This is a genomic window from Capnocytophaga sp. oral taxon 332 str. F0381 (genome assembly GCF_000318275.2).
GTDB lineage: Bacteria > Bacteroidota > Bacteroidia > Flavobacteriales > Flavobacteriaceae > Capnocytophaga > Capnocytophaga bilenii.
Genome location: NZ_KB291313.1, coordinates 15,330 through 38,610, shown reverse-complemented (window position 1 = coordinate 38,610; position 23,281 = coordinate 15,330). Strand labels below are relative to the sequence as shown.

The 23,281-nt window shown below is 37.3% G+C and carries 20 protein-coding genes; 4 read left to right on the top strand and 16 right to left on the bottom strand.

Annotation, left to right across the window (positions count from 1 at the left end; genetic code table 11):
- Positions 1-45 precede the first annotated feature (45 nt).
- Complete coding sequence (locus tag HMPREF9075_RS06685) at positions 46-2,448, bottom strand: YfhO family protein (RefSeq protein WP_009415744.1); 2,403 nt, start codon at positions 2,446-2,448, stop codon at positions 46-48.
- A gap of 19 nt (positions 2,449-2,467) precedes the next feature.
- Positions 2,468-2,785 carry a DUF4834 family protein gene (locus tag HMPREF9075_RS06680; protein ID WP_009415743.1) on the bottom strand — a complete coding sequence of 106 codons (318 nt, stop codon included), beginning with the start codon at positions 2,783-2,785 and terminating at the stop codon, positions 2,468-2,470.
- Between the two features lie 258 nt (positions 2,786-3,043).
- On the opposite strand from HMPREF9075_RS06680, the gene HMPREF9075_RS06675 reads away from it, so the two are divergent.
- The 4 genes from HMPREF9075_RS06675 to metG all read left to right on the top strand — a co-directional run bounded on the left by HMPREF9075_RS06675 (position 3,044) and on the right by metG (position 7,777).
- On the top strand, positions 3,044-3,964 hold the full coding sequence (locus tag HMPREF9075_RS06675; RefSeq protein WP_009415742.1) for a tyrosine-type recombinase/integrase: 921 nt from the start codon (positions 3,044-3,046) through the stop codon (positions 3,962-3,964).
- A gap of 31 nt (positions 3,965-3,995) precedes the next feature.
- The gene (hpf, locus tag HMPREF9075_RS06670; RefSeq protein ID WP_009415741.1) at positions 3,996-4,286 is read left to right on the top strand and encodes a ribosome hibernation-promoting factor, HPF/YfiA family; all 291 of its coding nucleotides are present in this window, start codon (positions 3,996-3,998) and stop codon (positions 4,284-4,286) included.
- Positions 4,287-4,370: 84 nt separating this feature from the next.
- On the top strand, positions 4,371-5,576 hold the full coding sequence (locus HMPREF9075_RS06665) for an OmpA family protein (RefSeq protein ID WP_009415740.1): 1,206 nt from the start codon (positions 4,371-4,373) through the stop codon (positions 5,574-5,576).
- Between the two features lie 125 nt (positions 5,577-5,701).
- Positions 5,702-7,777 (top strand): methionine--tRNA ligase, encoded by a 2,076-nt coding sequence (gene metG / locus HMPREF9075_RS06660; RefSeq protein ID WP_009415739.1) that lies wholly within the window; start codon positions 5,702-5,704, stop codon positions 7,775-7,777.
- Between the two features lie 73 nt (positions 7,778-7,850).
- Here the strand turns inward: metG and HMPREF9075_RS06655 are convergent, their stop codons facing one another.
- The 14 genes from HMPREF9075_RS06655 to lpxA all read right to left on the bottom strand — a co-directional run bounded on the left by HMPREF9075_RS06655 (position 7,851) and on the right by lpxA (position 23,279).
- Entirely contained in the window at positions 7,851-10,610 is a 2,760-nt protein-coding gene (locus HMPREF9075_RS06655; RefSeq protein ID WP_009415738.1) for a PD-(D/E)XK nuclease family protein, read from the bottom strand.
- A 2-nt stretch (positions 10,611-10,612) separates the two neighbouring features.
- Positions 10,613-11,251 carry a rhomboid family intramembrane serine protease gene (locus HMPREF9075_RS06650; protein ID WP_009415737.1) on the bottom strand — a complete coding sequence of 213 codons (639 nt, stop codon included), beginning with the start codon at positions 11,249-11,251 and terminating at the stop codon, positions 10,613-10,615.
- Between the two features lie 19 nt (positions 11,252-11,270).
- Positions 11,271-12,749: a YfcC family protein gene (locus HMPREF9075_RS06645; protein WP_009415736.1), complete on the bottom strand. Its 1,479-nt coding sequence runs from the start codon at positions 12,747-12,749 to the stop codon at positions 11,271-11,273.
- Positions 12,750-12,843: 94 nt separating this feature from the next.
- Positions 12,844-13,824, bottom strand: coding sequence for a polyprenyl synthetase family protein (locus HMPREF9075_RS06640; RefSeq protein WP_009415735.1), 981 nt, complete (start codon positions 13,822-13,824; stop codon positions 12,844-12,846).
- On the bottom strand, positions 13,824-15,785 hold the full coding sequence (ftsH, locus tag HMPREF9075_RS06635) for an ATP-dependent zinc metalloprotease FtsH (RefSeq protein ID WP_009415734.1): 1,962 nt from the start codon (positions 15,783-15,785) through the stop codon (positions 13,824-13,826). Before ftsH ends, HMPREF9075_RS06640 begins: the two co-directional genes overlap by 1 nt.
- 3 nt (positions 15,786-15,788) lie before the next feature.
- Entirely contained in the window at positions 15,789-16,160 is a 372-nt protein-coding gene (rsfS, locus tag HMPREF9075_RS06630; protein WP_009415733.1) for a ribosome silencing factor, read from the bottom strand.
- A gap of 190 nt (positions 16,161-16,350) precedes the next feature.
- Positions 16,351-18,228: a hypothetical protein gene (locus HMPREF9075_RS06625; protein ID WP_009415732.1), complete on the bottom strand. Its 1,878-nt coding sequence runs from the start codon at positions 18,226-18,228 to the stop codon at positions 16,351-16,353.
- On the bottom strand, positions 18,225-18,659 hold the full coding sequence (locus HMPREF9075_RS06620) for a nucleoside deaminase (RefSeq protein WP_009415731.1): 435 nt from the start codon (positions 18,657-18,659) through the stop codon (positions 18,225-18,227). Before HMPREF9075_RS06620 ends, HMPREF9075_RS06625 begins: the two co-directional genes overlap by 4 nt.
- Positions 18,660-18,733: 74 nt before the next feature.
- On the bottom strand, positions 18,734-19,129 hold the full coding sequence (locus HMPREF9075_RS06615; RefSeq protein ID WP_009415730.1) for a hypothetical protein: 396 nt from the start codon (positions 19,127-19,129) through the stop codon (positions 18,734-18,736).
- A gap of 9 nt (positions 19,130-19,138) precedes the next feature.
- Complete coding sequence (locus HMPREF9075_RS06610; protein WP_009415729.1) at positions 19,139-20,095, bottom strand: D-2-hydroxyacid dehydrogenase; 957 nt, start codon at positions 20,093-20,095, stop codon at positions 19,139-19,141.
- Between the two features lie 39 nt (positions 20,096-20,134).
- Positions 20,135-20,818, bottom strand: coding sequence for a cell division ATP-binding protein FtsE (locus HMPREF9075_RS06605; protein ID WP_009415728.1), 684 nt, complete (start codon positions 20,816-20,818; stop codon positions 20,135-20,137).
- Positions 20,819-20,851: 33 nt separating this feature from the next.
- Positions 20,852-21,781, bottom strand: a complete 930-nt coding sequence (locus HMPREF9075_RS06600; protein ID WP_009415727.1) for a UDP-3-O-(3-hydroxymyristoyl)glucosamine N-acyltransferase — start codon at positions 21,779-21,781, stop codon at positions 20,852-20,854.
- 85 nt (positions 21,782-21,866) lie between these two features.
- The gene (gene efp / locus HMPREF9075_RS06595; protein WP_009415726.1) at positions 21,867-22,433 is read right to left on the bottom strand and encodes an elongation factor P; all 567 of its coding nucleotides are present in this window, start codon (positions 22,431-22,433) and stop codon (positions 21,867-21,869) included.
- 57 nt (positions 22,434-22,490) lie between these two features.
- Positions 22,491-23,279, bottom strand: a complete 789-nt coding sequence (lpxA, locus tag HMPREF9075_RS06590; protein WP_009415725.1) for an acyl-ACP--UDP-N-acetylglucosamine O-acyltransferase — start codon at positions 23,277-23,279, stop codon at positions 22,491-22,493.
- Positions 23,280-23,281 lie beyond the last annotated feature (2 nt).

Sequence of the window (23,281 nt, the reverse complement as noted above, 5' to 3'; positions counted from 1 at the left end):
AATCATACTTTTAAAGACTTTTTGGACAGCCTCTGTGTGATATATTTAAGCTGTTGTTCTTCTTCGTTTAAACTGCTGTATCAGCGAAGCTACAATCCATAACAACAATAACGAACTGCCAGCAAGAGATAAATAGCTACCTATAGTTACTACTTCAGGTTCAAAACTAAACTTTATAGTATGTTTGCCTGCAGGGATGGGCATTCCGCGCAAAAGATAGTCTACTGGGTAAAAATCAGCAGCTTTGCCATCTATGGTAGCTTTCCACCCGTGAGGGTAATACATTTCGGAAAATACAGCAAAACCATCGTGAGCATTGTCACTTTCATAAACCAACGCATCGGGTGCATAGCTTTTTAGCTGTATGGTAGCTGTACTATCGGCACTGTATTGCAATGGAAATACTGCTTTTACTTCTTTATTATTCACAACTACTTCGGTAACAGGGTCAAAATTCCTTAACTCACTCATTACTTCATCATCATTAGCTTTGCGAATAACTTGGTTTACAAACCAAGCATTACCCAATGCCTCATCGTTGAGAATAGGCGTTACTTGGTTCTTTTCATTGCGCACGATAACATATTTTACATTCAGCCAATTGAGCACCTTCATATTACCTTCTTTAAACTGATAATCAAAAAGCTCTTGTAGCTTACGCGGTTTGGCAGCGTGATACCCCCCAATAGAATGGTGAAAAAATGAAGTGCGCGCCCCATTGAGCCCCACTTCTGGTTCATAAACACGATAATAGGATTTATCTCGCAAGATATATTCATCAGCAGGGGTAGGCTGAAAAGGATTGGCTAGCTGATGACCCTCTACGAAGCTATCTTTATTGACATAACGCTTGGCTACTCCGCCCAAATCGAAAAACAACAAGGCTAATATAATAACTTGTACAGCCCATAGGTTTAATTTTTTGAAATGATACAAAGCCAAAGCAGCTGCGGTAAGTACTGTGAGCAGGAGCGCACGTAGCACATCGGAAGTATAGATACTTTCGCGGTCTTTAACAATCATTGCAATAAGCTCATTGCCATAATACTGTGCATAGCGAGCGTCATTGGGTGAAGTAAAACTAAAAAAGCCTTTGCCGAGCAGCAATAATACTAATATTCCTAATACCACATATATTGTGTTGAGGAGGGGCTTTTTACGTTCTTCAGCAGGCATTTTAATAAATTGATAAAGTCCTAAAACAGCAAGTAGAGGCACACAGAGCTCTAACAAGACTTGTATAGAGGAAACTGCCCTAAACTTGTTGTAAAGAGGGAAATAATCTATCATAAAATCGGTGAGAAGGTTGAAGTTTTTACCCCACGAGAGTAGCAAAGACATCAGAGTACCTGCAATGAGCCACCATTTGAGTTTATTTCTCACCACAAAAAGAGCCAATACAAAGAAGAAGAACACAACAATACCTATATAAGCAGGAGCAGCCACAATAGGCTGGTCGCCCCAATAAGTAGGCAGGCTATTAGCAAAGTTTAAAGCTTCAGCTCCTCCATAGCCTTGAGAAGCTAAATACTGATATGTATTTGATTTTTCGCCGAGTGCTTCGTGATTGGAGCCCCCAAAGAGACGAGGAACGATAAGGTTTAAAGACTCGGTAATTCCGTAGCTATATTCGGTAATATAATCTTTAGATAAGCCTGAAGCCTCTATTGTTGTAGTGGCAGTAGTGAGGGTAGATTTACTGCGGGTACTCCAAGCGGCATATTCACGAGTAGCTAAAAGCAATGTAGCATTGGACAAAACAGCAATGAAAGCCGCCCCTATAAGAACCCCCATAGCTTTAAGAAAATTTTTTAGCTGTTTTTGCTTGATGGCTTGGAAAAGATAACCAGCGCCAAGAAGCAGCACCAATAGGAGGAGGTAGTAAGTCATTTGGAAGTGGTTGGCACAAAGTTGCAAAGCTAAAGCGAAAGCTGTGAGAATACCACCTACAAGATATTTCCGTTGAAATACCAGCAAAATACCCGCTAAAACAGGTGCAAAATAAGCAATACTATGAGCTTTGGCATTATGTCCTACCCCAAGAATAATAATAAGGTAAGTAGAGAGCCCAAAAGCGATAGCCCCGAGAAAAGCATTGCGGGTATCAACTTTGAGTACCGAAAGAAGCAGGTAAAAACCTATAAAATAAAGGAAAAGATAATCTGCAGGGCGAGGTAAAAAGCGAAGAGTTCTGTCTACTTGTTTTATAAAATCATAAGGATAGTTAGCACCGAGCTGATAAGTAGGCATTCCTCCAAAAGCACTATTCGTCCAATACGATTCTTTATTATCAGAAAGTCGGTAATCGTTACGTTCTTTTGCCATACCGGTGTATTGAACGATATCGGACTGCCAAATAGCTTTACCTTGCAGTACAGGATAAAAAAAAGCGATAGCTATAATGGCAAATAGAGCCACTGCAATAAGGTGAGGTATTATTTTTTTCATCTAATTATAATTCAATAGTTTATATTTCTTCGTAATCAATATATTCGCCTACTTGACGTGTAGCTTTAGGATTTTTAGTTGTATCTTCACGATTCACAATATTTTCTCTACTGTTCTGGCTTTTTTTATAAGTTTGATTATTATAATCATTATAAGGTGATTGAGGATTTTGCTGATAGTTTTGAAATTCCTTTTGAATACGCTCTCCTACTCTATTGAAAAAAAAACGAAGAATATAAGGCAATAGGATGCGGAATAAAATACGGATTCCAAGTATAATTAGGAGTATGATTAATAGCGTTTTTACAAAACCAATAAATGAAGCTTGTGCTAACATAATTATAATTATTTTAAGTTTGGGGCAAAGATAAGAAATAATGTTTAATTATCAATGTTTAACGATTAAATTTCATAAAATAGAGAGATACGTAACTTACTGATTTTGTTATAGTAAAGTATTACTTTAACAAAATAAGATGAAAATTTAACAATTTATTAACGTGCTATGTTCTATAAAATTCTTTACTTTGCTATGAAAAAAGTAAGATACTTTTTAGAAACTATAAACCTATTTTTAATCAACTAACATTTAAGTATGTCAATCAATGCTTTTATTATTTATCTTTCAATAGAGATGAAGTATTCCATTCATACTGTTGAAGCTTACAAACACGACCTTAGGGCTTTCGAACGTTTTATTAAGAGTGAGTATGAGAAGAAGGAGGAAGAATGTCCGTTAGAAAAAGCCGACCAAGAGGATATAAAGAAGTGGATTATCAGCCTATCTGACCAATCTATATCATTCAGAAGTATCAATAGGAAACTATCAGCTTTAAAAACTTACTATTCTTTTTTAAAGAAAACAAAACAAATAGAGATAAGCCCTTTTGAAAAAGGAATTTTTATGCTGAAGACCGATAAGAAGCAAAAGATTCCATTTTCAGAAGCAGAAATAGAAAAAGTGCTTTCTTATTTTTCGAGTAAGAATTCATTTGATGAGGTGCGTGACAGAGCAGTAATAGAGATGCTCTATGCTACGGGGATGCGACGATCTGAGTTAGCCAACCTGAAAGTGGGAGATGTAGATCTTATCCAACGCCAAGTAAAAATATTGGGTAAAGGAGATAAGGAACGTTACATACCGATTATACCAGAACTTGAAAATACATTACACGAGTATTTAAAGCTACGAGCAGAAATAGCTAATAAAAAAAGTGAAGATTATTTGTTCTTAGTGAAAAACGGCAAAAAGATATACCCTACATTGATATATAGAATTATCAATTCGTATTTTAGTGCCGTTACCAGCAAAAAAAATGTGAGCCCTCACGTGCTACGACATTCATTTGCCAGCCATCTATTGGATAATGGTGCCGATTTGAATACCGTAAAAGAACTATTGGGGCACGCAAGCCTTGCTTCTACGCAAGTGTATACTAATACAAGCTTAGTAGAGCTAAAACGCCAATACAAAAAAGCACATCCTCGTGCAGAACAAAAAGACGAGGAAGAGTAATAGAATTGTTTAACCTTAAAAAAGAGACATTATGAAAGTACATGTACATCCTGTTGACTTTACAGTTGACCAGAAGTTAGTGGATTTTATCCAAAAAAAGCTTGACAAGCTTGACAATTTTTACGATCGCATCATTGAAGCTGACGTACATTTGAAGTTAGAAAACACCAATACTAAAGAGAATAAAATAGTAGAGGTGAAGGTACACATTCCTGGTGAGAGCCTTGTAGTGAAAAAACAGTTTAAGACCTTTGAGGAAGGTATTGATAGTAGCGTAGAGCCTTTAGAACGAATGCTACTAAAGTACAAGGAAAAACGTTAAACTTTTGTTAAACATATTTTTAGTACCAAAAATAATATTACCTTTGCCGCATTATTGTATAATTTACTTAATTAAAAAAAGAAAATGAAAAAAAGTATTTTAGTTCTGGCTTCATTGGCTTTCCTTGGAGTCCAAGCACAAGATGACTATAACAAATGGTCAGTAGATGTAAATGGAGGGCTAAATAAAGCTGTTTCTCCACTTACACGAGGGTATGCTACAGCCACTCCAAGTCCGTGGAGTGCATCAGTAGGTGTGCGCTATATGCTTAACAACAAATTTGGTCTTCGTTTAGGAGGTGGTTACGATGCTTTCTCTAACAAGAAAAACACCTCTAAGTTTGACTCAAATATTTGGAATGTTAATTTGCAAGCGTACGCAAACTTGGGTAGAGTGTTGAGCTTTGAAGATTGGACTAGCGACCTTAACGTATTGGTACACGCTGGTGGTGGTTACGCTCAACTTAAAAGTGATTGGTTAGGAAAAGCTGACCGTATGGTATTCTTAACAGCGGGTGTTACACCTCAAGTAAGACTTTCTAACCGCATTGCTTTATTATTAGATGGTTCATTATTTTTGAATGCTAAACAAAACGTTAGCTACGATACTAAATCTCGTGCTACAAGACGTGTTTTCCAAGGTGCTCACTTAGTAGGTACTGTAGGTTTGAACATTGCACTTGGTAAACAAGGTGTACACGCTGATTGGGCTGCTAATGCTGCTAAACAACAAGAAAACGATGATGTTGCTCAACGTATCGCTGCTCTTGAAAGCAATGTATCTGATTTGAAAGACAAAGTATCTGGCAAACAAGACAAGATGAACGATGCTAACGGCAACGGAATTCCTGACGAAATTGAAAGCTACTTGAACAACAACTACCAAGCTAAAGGTGCTACTGCAGCAGCTTCTGCAGCTGAAAACGGTGGCGTAAGCGGTGATGTAGTTGCTGACCTTATCAAAAAAGGTTACATAAGTGCTTACTTTGATTTCAACTCTTCTGTACCTCAAATGAGTTCTACTTGGGCTATTGATATGGTTGTTAAATATATGAAAGAAAACAGCAACGCTCAAATATCAGTAGTAGGTTATGCAGATGAGTTGGGTGGTACTAACTACAACTCTACATTATCACAAAAACGTGCTAATGCTGTGAAAGATTTGCTTGTAAAAGCAGGTGTTAGTGCATCACGTATCTCTACTGAAGGTAAAGGTGAAGATACATCAGTTGATAAAAACTCACCAAGAGCTCGTCAGTTAGCTCGTAAGGCTACATTCAGCATAAAATAATAACACTAAATTATACAATTAAAGAAAGCTGTCTCATATTGGGACAGCTTTTTTTTATACTAGTTATTGCCCAAGTTTCATAATAATTTTGTATTTTTGCAGCCTAAAAATAATTACAGTACAAGATGCCTAAAAGATATACCATTACAGCAGCGCTACCTTATACTAACGGACCTATACATATAGGACACCTTGCAGGTGTATACGTACCTGCCGATATTTATGCGCGCTACCAACGACTTAAAAATAATGATGTAGCTTTTATTTGCGGTAGTGATGAGCACGGAGTAGCTATCTCTATAAAAGCTAAAAAAGAAGGTACAACCCCTCAAGCTATTATTGATAAATATCATAATATTATTAAACAATCATTTGAGGATTTTGGTATTTCATTTGATAACTATTCACGTACCTCAGCTGCTATTCACCACGAAACAGCCTCTGATTTCTTTAAAAAACTATACGAACAAGGCGATTTTATAGAAGAAGTATCGGAGCAACTTTATGATGAAGAAGCTCATCAGTTCTTAGCCGATAGGTTCGTAATAGGTACTTGCCCAAAATGTGGTAATACTGAAGCCTATGGCGACCAATGTGAGCGTTGCGGCAGCTCACTTAACGCTACTGATTTGATAGACCCTAAATCATCTATCACAGGTAGTAAACCTATACTAAAGGCTACTAAACATTGGTTCTTACCCTTAGATCGTTATCAGAAGTTTTTAGAAGATTGGATACTCAAGGGTCATAAAAACGACTGGAAACCTAATGTATATGGGCAAGTAAAAAGCTGGTTGGACGATGAGCTTAAACCACGTGCCGTTACGCGCGACCTTGATTGGGGTATCCCTGTACCTATAAAAGGTGCCGAAGGTAAAGTATTGTACGTATGGTTTGATGCTCCTATTGGATATATATCATCTACTAAAGAATGGGCTACCCGTGAGGGAAAAGACTGGAAGCCTTATTGGAAAGATGAAAATACTGAATTGATACATTTTATAGGGAAAGATAATATTGTTTTCCATTGCATAATATTCCCTGCAATGCTCAAAGCTTATGGTAGTTATATATTGCCTACCAATGTACCTGCTAATGAGTTTCTAAATTTAGAAGGTAACAAGCTTTCTACTTCTAAAAATTGGGCTGTGTGGCTACACGAGTATTTAGAAGATTTTCCAAATCAGCAAGATGTATTGCGTTATGTACTAACTGCTAATGCTCCTGAAACCAAAGATAACGACTTTACTTGGAAGGACTTCCAAGCTCGTAATAATAATGAATTGGTAGCTATATTAGGTAATTTTATCAATAGGGTATTAGTGCTTACCGATAAATACTACAATGGTATAGTACCCGCGCCTAATACCTTTACAGCTACTGACAATGAAGTACTTGCCGAAGTAGTAACTCTTTCTCAAAAAATTGAGCAATCATTAGAACGTTTTCGTTTTCGCGAGGCGCAACAAGAACTAATGAATATTGCTCGCTTAGGTAATAAATATCTCGCTGACGAAGAGCCTTGGAAGCTTATAAAAACCGATGCAGAACGTGTAAAGACTATAATGTTTGTAGCACTGCATATAACTACAGCTTTGGCTATCACTAGCGAACCTTTTTTACCTTTTACATCTGAAAAGTTAAAGAAGATGTTGCTTTTTGAAGCAATGTCATCAGCACCTCATTGGCAAAATATATTACCAAACAAACTATTAATTACAAGCGGACATACGATAGGTAAAGCTGTATTATTATTTGAAAAGATTGAAGATGAGGCTATAGAAAAACAACTACAACGCTTAGAAACTACTAAAAAAGAAAATACACAAGAGACAGCAAGCGTAGCAGAAACATCTGTAGCACCTCAAAAAGAGCTTATTAGCTATGATGATTTTGCTAAAATGGATATTCGTATAGGTACCATTCTCACAGCCGAAAAAATGCCTAAAGCTGACAAACTACTTATTCTGAAAGTAGATACAGGGATAGACCAGCGTACTATAGTATCGGGTATAGCGCAAAGTTTTGAACCTGAAGAAATTATAGGAAAGCGTGTAACGGTGCTTACCAACCTCGCACCACGCAAACTGCGTGGAGTAGAAAGCCAAGGAATGATACTAATGGTAGAAAACAACGAAGGTAAATATACTTTTATTGCTCCTGATAGTGAAGGCATTGCTAATGGTACTGAAGTGAAGTAATATTTATCATAGAAACAAAAAATACTTGAAAGTTTTGACAACTTCCAAGTATTTTTTTATTGTAGTAATCGGGTCAAATTACTTCACTAAAAGGGATAGTTGTATCAAAAATCTCTTCCAACAACTTTTTGGTAACAGTTACATATTCAGAAAGAACTGCAGGGGTAACATCATAATCTTTTTGTTTATCAAAATGAGTATGGAATTGTATCAAATTTTTCTGCAAACGCTTGAATGATAAATTAGCTACTTGCATAGTTTCCTTTGTTTTAAATTTTTGTTGGTACATATAAGCATAAGTAAGTAATTGAAAGGCTTTACCATACTTTATATCATCAATAAGATCTTCCCAATCATTTATTTTTACATCTTTTTCTTCTACAACCCCTGTTTTATAATCTATAATTTGTAATTTTCCATCTCTACAATCAATACGGTCTATAATTCCTTTAAAATTTACGATAGTGCCATTTATTTTATGTTCAAAAGGAATTACCATTTTTTCTTCTAAACAAAGTACTTTTATTTCTGTACCCTCTTTAATTGTTGCTATTTCTAAATCTAAAAAACGATGCACATATTCCTTAATAACGTTGTAAATAAGGTAATTTTTTCCTTCACTAAAACTATCATTCCTATACTCTCTGCGAAAGTGAATATTAATAATCCTTTCTACTTTAGGGCGTATTTTTTCTATATCATTTACAGTAATAGCTCGGTTTATTCTACTATACAATAAGCCTTTATATAAGCATTCCAACGTTTTATGAATAATATTACCAAAAGTACGTGCTTCTACCGTTTCTTCTACTTCTTGTTCCTCATATACTTTTAATACATTTTGCTGATAAAACGTAAGCGGATTGCGTATATAAGTTGTAATTGCTGAAGGCGATAGTCCATTTTCAGCAAGCACACGTAACTTTTCTATAATTTCAGGTGTTTTTTGTATGTTAAGCACAGACAAAGAAGTAGGATACACTTTAGGAGCTTTAATAGAATGTATCACCTCGTGTTTATCAACATTTTCAGCTAATAATTGCAATATAAACCTACTCTTTTCTTTACTCTTTAAGCTATCCATTTCAGTATCATACAGTAGGTGAACTTTCTTAGCACGTTGCAAAATACGATAAAAGTTATAACTATAAACCGCATCGCGTTCTTTATAAGTAGGTAACCCCAATTCACGCTTTACATCATAAGGTATCAAAGAGTTATCACTCTTGCCAAGAGGCAATACACCTTCATTTACTGAAGTAATAATCACATTTTCAAAATCTAAACTTCTACTCTCCAATACCCCCATCACCTGTAACCCTTCCAAAGGTTCACCACGAAAGTTGAGAGCACTTTTCTGCAATACATCTAAATAGAAGTGATATAATGTTTTCACTGAATCTATATAATGATAACGATCTTGTAATTGTTTTAGTTGATTAAATAATTCATAGAACCTATAAGCATACTCCTGTACAAGAATATGTTGTGAATTTTCAGGGTCTATATATGATTTAAGTTTATAAATTATTGTAATAGCGTTCTCTATCAGCTTGCTGATAAAAGCAACATTTCTCGTCTTATCCTGCTCTTTTTCAGGAAATAATAATTTAAAAACCTCGTGCTGATTTTCAGGAGTCGCTTGTAAGAGCTTCTCTCTGCTTATATATGTAAGATTATGCTTTGTAATATACTCTGAGATAGCTTTTATTGCCTCTTGCGAAAGTAACTGTTTCAAAAAAGGTTGCGACAATAAGTTCAGTACATCTTTATGGTAAAAACTCTTGGAAAGATGCAAACGAAAATAAGTAGTAAATAAATCGTTTAGAGGCGTTTGCTGCAAAGGGTAACCCATTGTAATATTCACAGCCGTATTAGACTGAACCGCTTGAAGCATTGGTATTAGCAAACTCTCATCAGCAACAATAAGCGCTGTTTTTTCCAATTCAGTTTTAGGAGTATGCTGCAAGAGCTCAGCCACCACGTGTACCTGATTGATACTTTTAGAAACCCCTGTAAGATAAATCTTCTTTTCTTTCTCGTAGTTATTATTTATAAATTTAGGAGTATGCGTTTTGTAATATCTCCAATGCTCCCTATATTTACGAAAGAAATATCCCGCATCGTGGTCTTTCTTGTTTACAAAATAGCTGTCTGCATCCCAATAAATCTCACCACCTATATCCATCAAAATATCTTGTATGACCTTCTGTTCAGCTTCTGAGAGTGCATTAAAACCCACAAATATATGAATTGTATCAGTGTGAGTCTCTATATATTTAGGAAGAAATTCTACTGCTTTTTTCGCCACAAAGCCTGCATACCCTTTCTTCTTTTTTGTCAATTTTTCATTTAGAGCATCATAATAATCACGTAAAGACTCCCAAAAAGCTAAATATTCTTTCTGTAAATCTGTAAGAGAATCCATACCGCTCCACTGTTCTACTTTTCTTAAGTCACTAATATAAGAAAATATCTTATCAGGCTGTACCAAATATTGGTCTATCTCACTAAAATCTTTCAATGCTGTAACAGCCCAACCCAAGAACTCTTCAAAATTATTTACATCTTTTGCCTTACACACCCCTTTATAGCTATCATAAAATTCAAATAACAAAGGCAAACCACTAATAGCCTCTACCCCCGAGATACGCGTAAATAAATCAGCTATCCCTATAAATTCAGGAGCCATAGTAGGTCGTTGTACTTGTTCAGCAAAATATTTCTTCAAAAACAATGCAGGTCGTTTTCCCGTAGTAACAAACACTAAACGATCTGCTTTAGTGCTGTAGTTTTCAAGTACATCTGTAATTACATCTTTTAAATAACTCATAGTTAATAGTTCTTTTTGTTATTTTTTAGCTGATAAACAATATAGCCTAATGGCAGAACCATTACTCCTATATAAAAAGCGTGATTTATTACTGCCTCAGGTGCATATAATACAGCTACCAAAAGTCCAAATACAGCCCCTCCTAAATGCGCAGCGTGTCCTATATTATCCCCTTCACTCGGATTAAACATCATAAAAGCCGAATAAGCAAAATAAAAAGCACCAAACAACCAACCCGGCAAAAAATTCACTGTTATTCCTGTAGGATTAAGTGCAATCGCAGCAAATATAATTCCTGAAACAGCTCCCGAAGCTCCTATAGCCGAATAATACCATTGTCGTTGGTACAAATACCAACTAAACAAACTACCCGCAATCATAGCTCCAAAATAAACAACTAAAAATAATACACTCCCTATGCTCCTAATGAGTAACCCCTGAAAGAAAAACAGCGATACCATATTGAGAATTAAATGTTGCCAATCAGCGTGTAAAAAACCTGATGATACCAAACGAATATAATCACCCTTCTGCACAGCTCCTACATTGAATTTATAACGCTCAAAAAAAGTAGTATTCTGAAACCCATAATAACTCACTGCTATTGTAGCCACAAGTATAATAACAAAAACTATATTCATTGCAAAAAATCATTTAAATTTATAACCATAACAAAATCGTCAGTACTACCGAAAAGATAACCACTAACGGCATACAAAACCGCAACCATTGTTTGTAATTCACATTCACCATCGCCAGTGACGGCAAAATAAGCCCCGTAGGAGTAATTAGCGACATAATCCCCATACCAAAAAGATAAGCGCTCACCACACTATGCCCTTCAACCCCTACTACCGAAGCCAATGCCCCTATTATAGGCATCGTAAGTACCGCCATACCCGATGACGATGCTATAAACAAACTAAGCACTCCAAATACCAACATCAGCATTGGTAAAAATAACATTGGCGACATCCCTCGCACAAGGTCAGTTGCATAATGCAATATCGTACCAGCTATCTGCCCATCATTCAGTATAAACGATACCCCTCTGGCTATCCCAATAATAAAAGCCACCCCCAATAAGTCTCGAGCTCCTGCTATAAAATGTTGTACAAAAGCCTCTTCACCACAACGCTGTAGTACTGCTATTACAACAGCAGCTACCAAAAACTGAGCAGTCATTTCGCCAAACCACCAGCCCCATTGCGATACTCCTATAATCATAACTACAAACGAAAGCCCAAAAACCAAAAGCTCTATTTTCGTTGATAGTTTCAGTTCAGTAGTCTTTTCAGGTGTATTAGCCGCATATATTTCAGGTAAAGTAACCCCATATACAATAGATTTTTCAGGATATTTTTTTACCCTTTCAGCATACCTAATGATATAAAGTATACTGATAATCACACACAATACTAAGGCAATCAACCGTATATAGAGCCCCGAAGTCCAATCTACCCCAGCAGCATCCGAGGCAATAATCACCGCAAACGGATTAACAGTCGATGCCATAGAACCAACATTTGAGCCTATATAAATCACAGCCAAAGGCACTAATAAGTCGTAACCTGCTGCTAAAAAAATAGGTACCAACATAGGGTAAAACGCAAGAGTCTCTTCAGCCAATCCAAAGGAAGAGCCTCCAAGAGCCAAAAGCGTAGTGAGCAGAATAATAAGAATACCTTCACGCCCTTTCAGCAGATGAGCCAAATAAGCTACACCCATATTCAAAGCCCCCGAACTGTTGAATACACCTATGAAACCACCCAATACCAATACAAAAAGAATCACCTCTATACTATCGTAAATCCCCTTAATAGGCGCAAAAAGAACTGCAACAGCACCTTGCGGAGCCCCATTCCCTTCCACATAAGTATCAGGAATTGAAATAGGTTTCTTTATTTTTTCCTCCTTAAACTTATTCAGTTGTATATTGATACCAAGATTGTTGAGTTTCTCTTGAGTAGCAGGTACTATATATGCACTATCAGCAGTTCGTATTACAAAACTATCATCAGCCTTGTTGTAACTAAGTGTGCTATAACTCCCCGAAGGCAATAGATACGTAAGTCCTGCTGCCAATACAATCACAATCATCAACACCGTGTAAGGGGTAGGAAATTTAAGACCTTTCATTTTCAAAAAATATTCACTTTAAAGCCACAAAAATAGCAATTCCTCTGGAAAAGCCAAAGGAATTGCCAAAATATTTTTTAGTTTTAAAACTACACTATATCTCCCTATCAATCACATAATTCACCATCAACACCAAAGCATTCTTATAGTCCGAAACAGGAAAATCATCTAGCAATTTCAATGCCCTTTCCTGAAAATCCTTCATTTTATAAGTCGCATATTCCAGCCCTCCTCGTTGTTTTACAAATGCAATAACCTCTTTCACCCGCTTTTTATCCTTATTATGCTTCTTTACCGAATTTATAAGCCATTTTTTCTCGTCTTCACTGCAATTATTCAATGTATAAATAAGCGGAAGCGTCATTTTTTGTTCCTTAATATCAATCCCCGTAGGCTTCCCTATTGCATCATCAGTATAATCAAAAAGATCATCCTTTATTTGGAATGCCATTCCTATATACTCACCAAAAAGTCGCATCTTTTCAATTATTTCTGTTTCTTCTGGCAATACCGAACAAGCTCCCATTGCACAACAAGCAGCTATAAGTGTAGCCGTTTTCTGCCTAATGATTTCATAATAAACCTCCTCAGTAATATCCAATCGGCGCGCCTTTTCTATTTGCAACAGCTCGCCTTCACTCATTTCTCGCACCGCAACCGAGATGATACGCAATAAGTCAAAATCACCATTATCAATAGAAAGCAACAAACCTTTTGAAAGCAAATAATCGCCCACAAGCACCGCTATTTTATTCTTCCAAAGAGCGTTGATAGAGAAAAAACCTCGTCGCTTATTACTATCATCTACAACATCATCGTGCACCAAGGTAGCCGTATGTATAAGTTCTATTACCGATGCTCCTCTATAAGTACGCTCACTCATACCCCCACCCGATACCATCTTAGCAACCAAAAATACAAACATCGGTCGCATCTGCTTCCCTTTACGGTTCACTATATAGTAGGTGATACGATTTAGCAAAGCAACTTTCGAGCTCATTGCCCCTTGAAACTTCTGTTCAAAGAGCTCCATTTCCTCACGTATTGGCGCTTTTATTTGTGCTGTTATCTTCATTAGCTTACCTCTCCCGTATTTTTATGTTCGGCAGCAATTTTATCCAATTCTTCCTCTTCTTTAAAAGTACGTTTACCAAAAATATTCTCCAAGTCATCGCGGAATATTACTTCACGCTCCAACAGTAAGTTAGCAAGTTGAGTAAGTTTTTCCTTATTTTCGGTCAATATAGCAATAGCTCGTGCATACTGAGCCTCTACTATTTTTGAAATTTCTTCATCTATCAAATGAGCTGTCTTTTCGCTATAAGGTTTTGTAAATCCATAATCCGATTGTGCTGAATCGTAATAAGTAAGATTACCTATTTTATCATTAAGCCCATAAATAGTAACCATTGCACGCGCCTGTTTAGTAACCTTCTCAAGGTCGCTAAGCGCCCCTGTTGATATCTTATCAAAAATTACCTTTTCAGCAGCACGTCCTCCTAAAGCAGCACACATCTCGTCCAATATCTGCTCAGTGCGCACTATTTGGCGCTCTTCTGGTAAATACCAAGCAGCCCCCAGCGACTGCCCTCGTGGTACAATTGTAACTTTCACCAAAGGTGCAGCATATTCTAATAGCCAACTCACTGTTGCGTGTCCTGCTTCGTGAAATGCAATTGCCTTGCGCTCTTCAGGAGTAAGAATCTTGCTCTTCTTCTCAAGCCCACCCACTATCCTATCTACAGCGTCCAAAAACTCTTGCTTACTCACCGCCGTTTTGCCTTTGCGCGCCGCTATCAAAGCCGCCTCATTACATACATTAGCAATATCAGCACCCGAAAAACCAGGTGTTTGCTTAGCAAGAAAATCTATATCCAATGTCTCAGCCGTCTTTATAGGCTTCAAGTGTACCTGAAATATTTGTTTACGTTCATTCAAGTTAGGCAGTTCCACATATATTTGCCTATCAAAACGTCCCGCACGCATCAACGCTTTATCCAAAATATCAGCGCGGTTAGTAGCTGCCAGCACAATAATATTTGTATGCGACCCAAAACCATCCATTTCCGTAAGCAGCTGGTTCAGCGTATTTTCTCGCTCATCATTAGCTCCCGTCATCGCATTTTTTCCTCGCGCACGCCCTATAGCATCTATTTCATCTATAAATATAATACAAGGTGCTTTTTCTTTTGCCTGTTTAAAAAGGTCTCGCACTCGCGAAGCACCTACACCCACAAACATCTCAACAAAATCAGAACCCGAAAGCGAAAAGAATGGCACTTGCGCCTCTCCAGCTACAGCCTTTGCAAGTAGCGTTTTACCAGTACCAGGAGGACCCACCAATAACGCCCCTCTTGGTATCTTACCCCCAAGCGAAGTATATTTATCAGGATTCTTCAAGAAATCTACAATTTCCTGTACTTCCTCTTTAGCCCCTTCCAAGCCTGCTACATCTTGAAACGTTACAGGTACTTGCTTTTTCTCGTCAAACATACGAGCCTTTGATTTTCCTATATTGAAAATACCTCCAGCGCCTCCTGCACCTGCCATACGTTTCATTACATAAATCCATACACCTATTACAAGTACAAATGGTATCAAAGTAATCAACAAATCCGAAAATATATTCTGCTGACTTTTATTTTCGCGCGTTGTATCAAGGTTATTTTCTTTAACTATCTGGTCAAAACGATTTTCAAAGTTGCTAAGGTCGCCCAATTCAAAGCGATATTGTGGTACATCAGCAGGATTACCATTTTGCATAATAGCATTCCCTGTAGGGCGTACATCTTTATGCTCCTCCTTCTTAAGCGCATCTGCATTCAAGTACACATTAGCTTCTTTCTTATTCAGAATAACAATTCGTGATACATCACCATTGCTCAAATATTCTTCAAATTTAGCTTGCGGTATTTCCTTAGGTTGTGACCAAAAGGTTGCTCCTGAATAGTAATTAAATGCCAAAAGCACAAGTAACAACACAGCATACAGCCAATATGCTGAAAATCGGTTGCCGTTATTCTTATTATCTCCCATTTTCTAATATTGAGTTTCTACATTAATGAATTTCGCATCGCCCCATAAGCCTTCCAAGTCATAATGCTCACGAACTTGAGGCTGAAATATATGCACCACCACATCCACATAATCTATAAGCACCCATTCAGCATTCATTTCACCCTCTACGTGCCAAGGCTTTTGATGCCCTTCAGCTTGGCTTACTACTTTTTGTACCGAACCTGAAATCGCTGCCACCTGAGTATTAGTATTACCATTGCATATTACAAAATACTCACACACAGCACTCTCTACTTCACGTAGATCTAAAATAGTGATATCCTTACCTTTAACCTTCTCTATACCTGCTATAATATTGCTGAGCAGTTCATTAGATGTTATTTCTTTATTCATTCTTTTTTATATTTTTCTCTATTTGTTTTATCAAATACTATTAGGGTAAACACTTATCCTTCACTTTTAAACAGAAGCTAAAATGTTAATAGTTCCCATTCTTCTAAAAAAACGTGCAAAGATAATCATTTGAATTTAAAAAGCAAAAATATTGCCATAGCTTTTTGTCAGGACAAGTTGTCAGGTATTTTTATTTAAACGAAACCACCGATGGTACACGCTGGCTGAAGCTATGCAACCTAAAATCATCGTTCGTATCTCCTGTGATTTTAAAAATATGTTTCCCATTACCCGGTATGATAGGAAAATAAGCCAGTGAAAACTGAATTGCCCCAAAAGGCAAATAATCATTAGTAATATAAAATCCTAATGAAAACCGAGAATACAAATCTACATTAAAAAATGGTGATTCTTTACGCCCTATAAAAGCAGTATCTACCGATAGAAATGGACTTACCCGAAAGCCTATAAACTGAAATGGACTATAAAGCTGTGTTTGCGAACTTAGTATCAACTTTCTGTTTCCATACACCTCACTGCTATTAAACCCAAGAATTCCATAATGCTCGTTAATACTCAGCCTACTACCTTGATATACAAAATCTTTAACCCCCATAACAAACGAAGCCTTCAAAAACTCCCTAAAGTGCCAGTCTCCTATACTGAGCAATCTCGTAAAATGTGTTCCTTCAGCACGAAACACCAGTTCTTTTATTTTTCCTTTCGGAACAAAACTCCCCACCTCAAAATCTGCTGCATAATATCCCTTTCGCTCATAATAAGCTTTTGAAAATCCTAAGGAAATATAAGGTAACATTCTATGGTTTTTCCATATAGCCCCCGATGTTAAATAAAGAGTATGTCCCGTACCCACATCTTCTGTATCACCATTCCTGAAAATATAGCGATCTTTCACAAATTTACTCCTATTCAAGCTCAGTTGCGTAAGAAAAATATTTTCATTAGAATGATATACATCTTCCTTCGGATATAAAAAACTATTCCTGTAAAAACTTGTATTGCGATAAGTGGCGCCAATAATAAAATTATTGATACTCTTATCTTTAGAAACCCCAAGCGGCTTTACCCAGCTACCAAAAGTATTAAAACTTTTGTAATACAACACAGGCTTATAATTGGGTATTGTATCTACATACGCATCTCTATTTTCATAGTACGACACACTCCCTGACCATCGTGCCAATGGCGAATAAAGCTGCCTATCCACATAAATATAACGCGTAAAATACCCCTCATAATCCGAATAGTATGAGCCTCTCACATTCACATATGTATTTCTGATGTTCCGCAGTGTATAACTCATTCCCTTACCACTATCAGCTATACCCGTAAAAAACTGCTGATAGGTGAATGAAGCCTCGTGTCCTAACCCAAAAAGATTGCGTTCAGATAAGCGTGTCCAGCCTCTGCTTCCCGTGAGGTCTCCGTCCACATACATTGTCCAACTATCAAGCACTCTTATATGCACATCTACCGAGTCTTTAAACCGCCCCACAGGCATAGGCTCTATATACACCCGCCGCACATAACGTTGATTTCTAAGCAGTCGCTCTGTCTCACTGATGAGCAACGTATCCAAAGCTTGATTCTTTTTAAAAAGAAGCAAATGTCTTATTGTGCTCTCACGTGTTTTTATATGTAGCGCATTTCCATAACGTTCAAACTTGCTGATAGCTTTTTTGTTAGCATCGCGTTCATCAAACCCAAAAGGGTCTAAAGTCGTAATCAGTATATTCCTAATAATTTTCCCCTGATAAGACAACGTATCACAAACAGCTTCTTCAACAGTTTTTATTGTGTCTTTCTCAGTAGAAGAAACCTCAGCCAAAGAATGCTGTTCCTTTACTACAATAAAATCTTTCAGCCTTTCAGTTACCTTATGCTGTTGCAAATAATCTCTAAGCCGTTTGTAAAAAATTCTATTTTTTACTTCCCTGTCTAATACCCGCTGAATCGTATCACTCGTTCTTAATGTATCTTCTGTTTGAGGAAAAACTAAGTGTATCCCCAAACAAAAAAATAGTATAAGAGCAAGTTCTTTCATCATCGTTTCTTCATAAAAAATTGTTTTATAAGTTCAGTACATTCATTAGCCTTTATCCCCGTTGTAATTTCAGTTTTAGGGTGCAGTAGCCCTCCCATAACAGTATATCCTCTATGCAAATCAGCTGCCCCGTACACCAGTCGTGACAACTGGCTCCAATACAATGCCCCAGCACACATTGCACAAGGCTCCAAAGTGATATACATAGTACAACCTTTCAGATACTTGCCCCCTAAATAGCTTGCAGCCATCGTAATAGCTTGCATCTCAGCGTGAGCCGTTACATCGTTTAGTCGTTCTGTAAGATTATGAGCCCTCGCTATAATTCTACCATCGGCTACTACCACAGCTCCCACAGGCACTTCTCCTTCATCAAAAGCTGTAAGTGCCTCATTTAGGGCTATGTCCATAAAGTATTCATCATTTTCTGTCATCGTAAGCAACAAAAAATTACTTTGGTAGGTACAAAAACTCTACCAAAGTAAAGTCAATCGTATAAAAAATGTAATTATTTTCCTTTAAAAAGGTTACCTATACCACTCACTATATCGTCCATTACATTTCCATCCTTGTTTTTATCAAGCAACGAGGTGAGCTTATCTCCTATACTTCCTCCGTCTTTGCCCCCAAAGAAATTAGAAAACATAGAAGGCAAGTGTTGGAATATTTGGCTCACATTGTCAAGAGAAATACCTGTTTTTTCACTGATAGCTTGTAGGGTAGATTGTTCACCCCCCTTTAGTTTGCTTAGTAGCTCAGCAGCATTCCCTTCTTTTCCTAACATTTGTTTTAGCGAATCCAACACAGTATTCACTTTATCTGTTGATATACCAGTCTTCTCACTAAGTCCATTAACAATTTTCTGAAGGTTTTCTCCTCCAAAAATATCTAAAATTTCTGCCATTGTATATAATTATTTTAATAAAGTTACTATTTGTTCAGCTAATTCTGTAGCAATACGGTCTTGCGCCTCAGTAGTGCTCGCACCTATGTGTGGTGTAAGTGATATCTGTGGGTGCATCAATATATGTAGTGAAGGTGTAGGCTCATTTTCAAATACATCCAATCCTGCAAAAGCTACCTTACCACTTTCTAAGGCTTCTAACAAAGCTTGTTCCGAAAGAGCTCCTCCACGAGCAAGGTTTATTATCCCTACCCCATCTTTCATTTTCTCAAACTCTGCTACATCTATTACATACCCTTTTTGTGCACTGTTATTTAGAGTTATAAAGTCAGCTTGCGAAAGCAATTCATCTTTACTAACTGTTTTAACATTGAAGTTAAGTTCCTGTCCGTCAAAAAATGAAAGGTTTATAACAGCCTCTTTCACGTAAGGATCGTGAGGCAAAACTTTCATTCCCAAGCCTATTGCTATCTTTGCTACTGCCTGCCCTATCCTGCCAAAACCAATAATACCCAACGTTTTACCGCGTAATTCCGCCCCATTGGCATAACCTTTTTTCAGTTCATTAAACTGACTCTCTCCTTCCAAAGGCATCATTCTATTAGCATCGTGCAAATAACGTACCCCCGTAAAAAGATGGGCAAAAACAAGCTCAGCTACCGAATTAGTCGAAGCATTAGGCGTATTAATCACCTCTATATTTTTACTTTGTGCATACGCCACATCTATATTATCCATCCCCACTCCACCTCTACCAATAAGTTTCAAAGTAGGGCAGCCATCTATAATATCCTTACGCACCTGTGTAGCTGAACGTACTAATAAGCCACTAATTTCGTGTTTATTGATGTATTCTACCAACTGGTTTTGAGCTACCTTAGTAGTAATTACCTCAAAACCTTTTTTTTCCAGCATATCTTTGCCTAAAGGCGAAATACCATCATTAGCGAGTATTTTTATTTTCATTATTATTGTAATTTATAAAATTATGTTCTTTTATGTTTTTTATATACGACGTTGTACCACTTCAAATATGTGTTCTCCATCACACTTCAAAGTTTTAGAAGGAAACTTCAAAATCAGTGCATAGTCGTGAGTAGCCATTAATATCGTGCGCCCCGCAGCATTTATTTCCTTAAGCACTTGCATCACCTCCACACTCGTTTCTGGGTCTAAATTTCCTGTAGGTTCATCAGCAAGTATAAGCTCTGGGTCATTGAGTAACGCACGTGCTATAGCCACCCGCTGTTGCTCCCCCCCCGATAGCTCGTGAGGAAACTTATAATCCTTAGTATCCATCTTCACTTTAGCCAACACTTCTTGTATACGTTTCTTTATTTCCACTTTGTCTTTCCAGCCTGTAGCCTTTAGTACAAATGCAAGATTATCATACACATTACGGTCTGTAAGCAACTTAAAATCCTGAAATACAACCCCCAACCTGCGCCTTAATAGCGGTATTTTGTTCTCATTCAGTTTTTTTAAGTTGAAACCTACTACCTTACCCTGCCCTTGTAGCAGTGGCAAATCACCATAAAGGAGTTTGATAAGGCTACTCTTGCCTGAACCAGTCTTCCCTATCAAATAAACCAATTCCCCCCGCCCAATAGTAAGATTTACGTCAGAGAGTATCAAGTTATTTTTCTGAAAAACCGATACATCTTTAAGTTGTAATATAGGTGAATCCAATGATTTTTAATATTTTATAGTTAATAATACCGATTAATCACTTTTCTTTTCTGCTGAAATCAACTGCTTTAGAGCTGTCATCTCTTTGTATTTCTCACGTGCCTCACCTGCAGGATAACCAAAGTATGTATGCCCACCTTCCAACGACTTCGATACTCCACTTTGTGCCAAAATAACAGCTTTTTTACCAATAGTAATACCACTTGTCATTCCCACTTGTCCCCAGATAGTAACATCATCTTCTATCACCACACAACCTGCAATACCCGTTTGCGAAGCTATCAGGCAACGCTCTCCCACTACAGTATCGTGCCCTATATGCACGTGATTATCAATTTTCGTTCCTTTTTTGATAGTAGTATCAGCAGTAACACCCCTATCAATCGTGCAAAGTGCCCCCAAATCTACATTATCTTCTATAACCACTCTTCCCCCCGATTTCAGTTTATCATAGCCATTAGCACGTTTTTTGTAATAAAAAGCATCAGCACCTAGCACTGTACCCGCGTGTATCGTAACAAAATCACCTATCTCGCAATGGTCATATATACTCACATTCGGGTGTATCACACAATGTTTGCCTATAGTTACGTGATTACCTATAAAAACACCTGGTTGTATTATTGTATGTTCACCTATTGTTGCCGTAGGTGCTATAGTAGCAGTGGCTCTTTCAAAAGGTTTGAAATATTGAGTCAGCTTATTAAAATCCCTAAAAGGATCATCCGAAATCAAAAGAGCTTTACCTTTAGGGCACTCCACTTCCTTGTTGATAAGTATCACTGTAGCTCTTGATTCTAATGCCTTGTCATAGTACTTAGGATGATCTACAAATACTATGTCGCCCATCTGCACCACGTGTATTTCATTCATTCCAAATACAGGAAAGTTTTCATCACCCACGTATTTAGCACCGATGATAGTCGCAATTTGTTTAAGTGTATAAGGCTGTGAAAATCGCATAATAAGTAATTATAAGATAATAAGAGGCTACCCTAAAATCATTATTTTCAGGTAGCCTCTCTTTTTTATTTAATGTTTTATCAATTTAGTCTTTCATTCTTTCAACATAAGTACCTTTCTCAGTTTCTACTTTGATGCGGTCACCTTCATTGATAAAAAGAGGCACATTCACTACCGCACCTGTTTCTACTGTTGCAGGTTTAGTAGCGTTAGTAGCAGTATTACCTTTCACTCCAGGTTCCACGTGAGTAACTGTAAGTATTACGTTAGCAGGCATCTCTACCGAAAGAGGAGTCTCATCTTCAGCATTAAAGATAACCATTACCGTCTCGCCTTCTTTCAAAAGGTCAGGATAGTCAAGCATATCCTTGCGAATATGCACTTGGTTATAATCCTCATTGTTCATAAATACAAACTGATCCCCTTCAGCATAAAGATACTGAAATGAACGAGTTTCTACACGCACATCCTCAATTTTGTGTCCTGCCGAAAACGTATTGTCCAATATTTTACCCGTAGTAACACTTTTAAGTTTTGTACGTACAAAAGCAGGTCCCTTACCTGGCTTTACGTGCAAAAACTCAATTATCTTATAAATATCGTGGTTAAAACGGATACACAATCCTTTCTTAATGTCTGCAGTTGTTGCCATTTATCTATTCCTTTTTATTTATTTTTTAATTTTTATTTCCAAATTTCCTGTAGTATCTTAATCATTACTACTATTATATCCTTTCATTATCCCGTGTTGCGAACGTCTTATAAACTGTAGTATCTCATCGCGTTCCAGCGTTGCCTCCATCTCCGCTTCTATATATTCCAAAGCGTGTGTAGTCGAGAGTTTTTTCTGAAAAATAATACGGTAAATATCCTGAATCTCACGTATCTTTTCCGCAGTAAAACCTCGCCTATGCAACCCTATCGAGTTTACCCCTACATATGAAATAGGATCACGAGCAGCTTTCACATAAGGCGGCACATCTTTTGATACCATCGTACCCCCCGTTACAAAAGCATAACTGCCTACCATACTAAACTGATAAACAGCCGTCATACCTGCCATTACCACAAAATCACCTATCGTTACGTGCCCTGCAAGAGTAGTCCCATTAGAGAATATACAACCATTCCCCACTACACAATCGTGAGCAATGTGCGAATATGCCATTATCAAGCAATTATCACCCACTACGGTCTTCATTCTATCTACAGTACCCTTATTTATAGTAACACATTCTCGTATGGTAGTGTTATCACCTATATGTGTTGTAGTTTCCTCACCTTTATATTTAAGATCCTGCGGAATAGCCGAAATTACAGCACCAGGAAATATACGACAATTTTTCCCTATACGTGCCCCCTCCATAATGGTTACGTTAGGTCCTATCCAAGTACCCTCACCTATTTCTACATTCTTACTAATAGTAGTAAAAGGCTCTATCACTACATTCTTCGCTATTTTAGCATCAGGGTGCACATAAGCCAATGGTTGAATCATAC

Bases quoted from the DNA above. Each gene is read 5' to 3' on its own strand.
- hpf (WP_009415741.1), top strand. From the start codon at position 3,996: ATGAAAGTACATGTACATCCTGTTGACTTTACAGTTGACCAGAAGTTA.
- rsfS (WP_009415733.1), bottom strand. From the start codon at position 16,160: ATGAATAAAGAAATAACATCTAATGAACTGCTCAGCAATATTATAGCA.
- HMPREF9075_RS06650 (WP_009415737.1), bottom strand. From the start codon at position 11,251: ATGAATATAGTTTTTGTTATTATACTTGTGGCTACAATAGCAGTGAGT.
- metG (WP_009415739.1), top strand. From the start codon at position 5,702: ATGCCTAAAAGATATACCATTACAGCAGCGCTACCTTATACTAACGGA.
- efp (WP_009415726.1), bottom strand. From the start codon at position 22,433: ATGGCAACAACTGCAGACATTAAGAAAGGATTGTGTATCCGTTTTAAC.
- HMPREF9075_RS06685 (WP_009415744.1), bottom strand. From the start codon at position 2,448: ATGAAAAAAATAATACCTCACCTTATTGCAGTGGCTCTATTTGCCATT.
- HMPREF9075_RS06655 (WP_009415738.1), bottom strand. From the start codon at position 10,610: ATGAGTTATTTAAAAGATGTAATTACAGATGTACTTGAAAACTACAGC.
- HMPREF9075_RS06620 (WP_009415731.1), bottom strand. From the start codon at position 18,659: ATGACAGAAAATGATGAATACTTTATGGACATAGCCCTAAATGAGGCA.
- HMPREF9075_RS06640 (WP_009415735.1), bottom strand. From the start codon at position 13,824: ATGAAGATAACAGCACAAATAAAAGCGCCAATACGTGAGGAAATGGAG.
- ftsH (WP_009415734.1), bottom strand. From the start codon at position 15,785: ATGGGAGATAATAAGAATAACGGCAACCGATTTTCAGCATATTGGCTG.
- lpxA (WP_009415725.1), bottom strand. From the start codon at position 23,279: ATGATTCAACCATTGGCTTATGTGCACCCTGATGCTAAAATAGCGAAG.
- HMPREF9075_RS06665 (WP_009415740.1), top strand. From the start codon at position 4,371: ATGAAAAAAAGTATTTTAGTTCTGGCTTCATTGGCTTTCCTTGGAGTC.
- HMPREF9075_RS06625 (WP_009415732.1), bottom strand. From the start codon at position 18,228: ATGATGAAAGAACTTGCTCTTATACTATTTTTTTGTTTGGGGATACAC.
- HMPREF9075_RS06680 (WP_009415743.1), bottom strand. From the start codon at position 2,785: ATGTTAGCACAAGCTTCATTTATTGGTTTTGTAAAAACGCTATTAATC.
- HMPREF9075_RS06610 (WP_009415729.1), bottom strand. From the start codon at position 20,095: ATGAAAATAAAAATACTCGCTAATGATGGTATTTCGCCTTTAGGCAAA.
- HMPREF9075_RS06675 (WP_009415742.1), top strand. From the start codon at position 3,044: ATGTCAATCAATGCTTTTATTATTTATCTTTCAATAGAGATGAAGTAT.
- HMPREF9075_RS06645 (WP_009415736.1), bottom strand. From the start codon at position 12,749: ATGAAAGGTCTTAAATTTCCTACCCCTTACACGGTGTTGATGATTGTG.
- HMPREF9075_RS06615 (WP_009415730.1), bottom strand. From the start codon at position 19,129: ATGGCAGAAATTTTAGATATTTTTGGAGGAGAAAACCTTCAGAAAATT.
- HMPREF9075_RS06600 (WP_009415727.1), bottom strand. From the start codon at position 21,781: ATGCGATTTTCACAGCCTTATACACTTAAACAAATTGCGACTATCATC.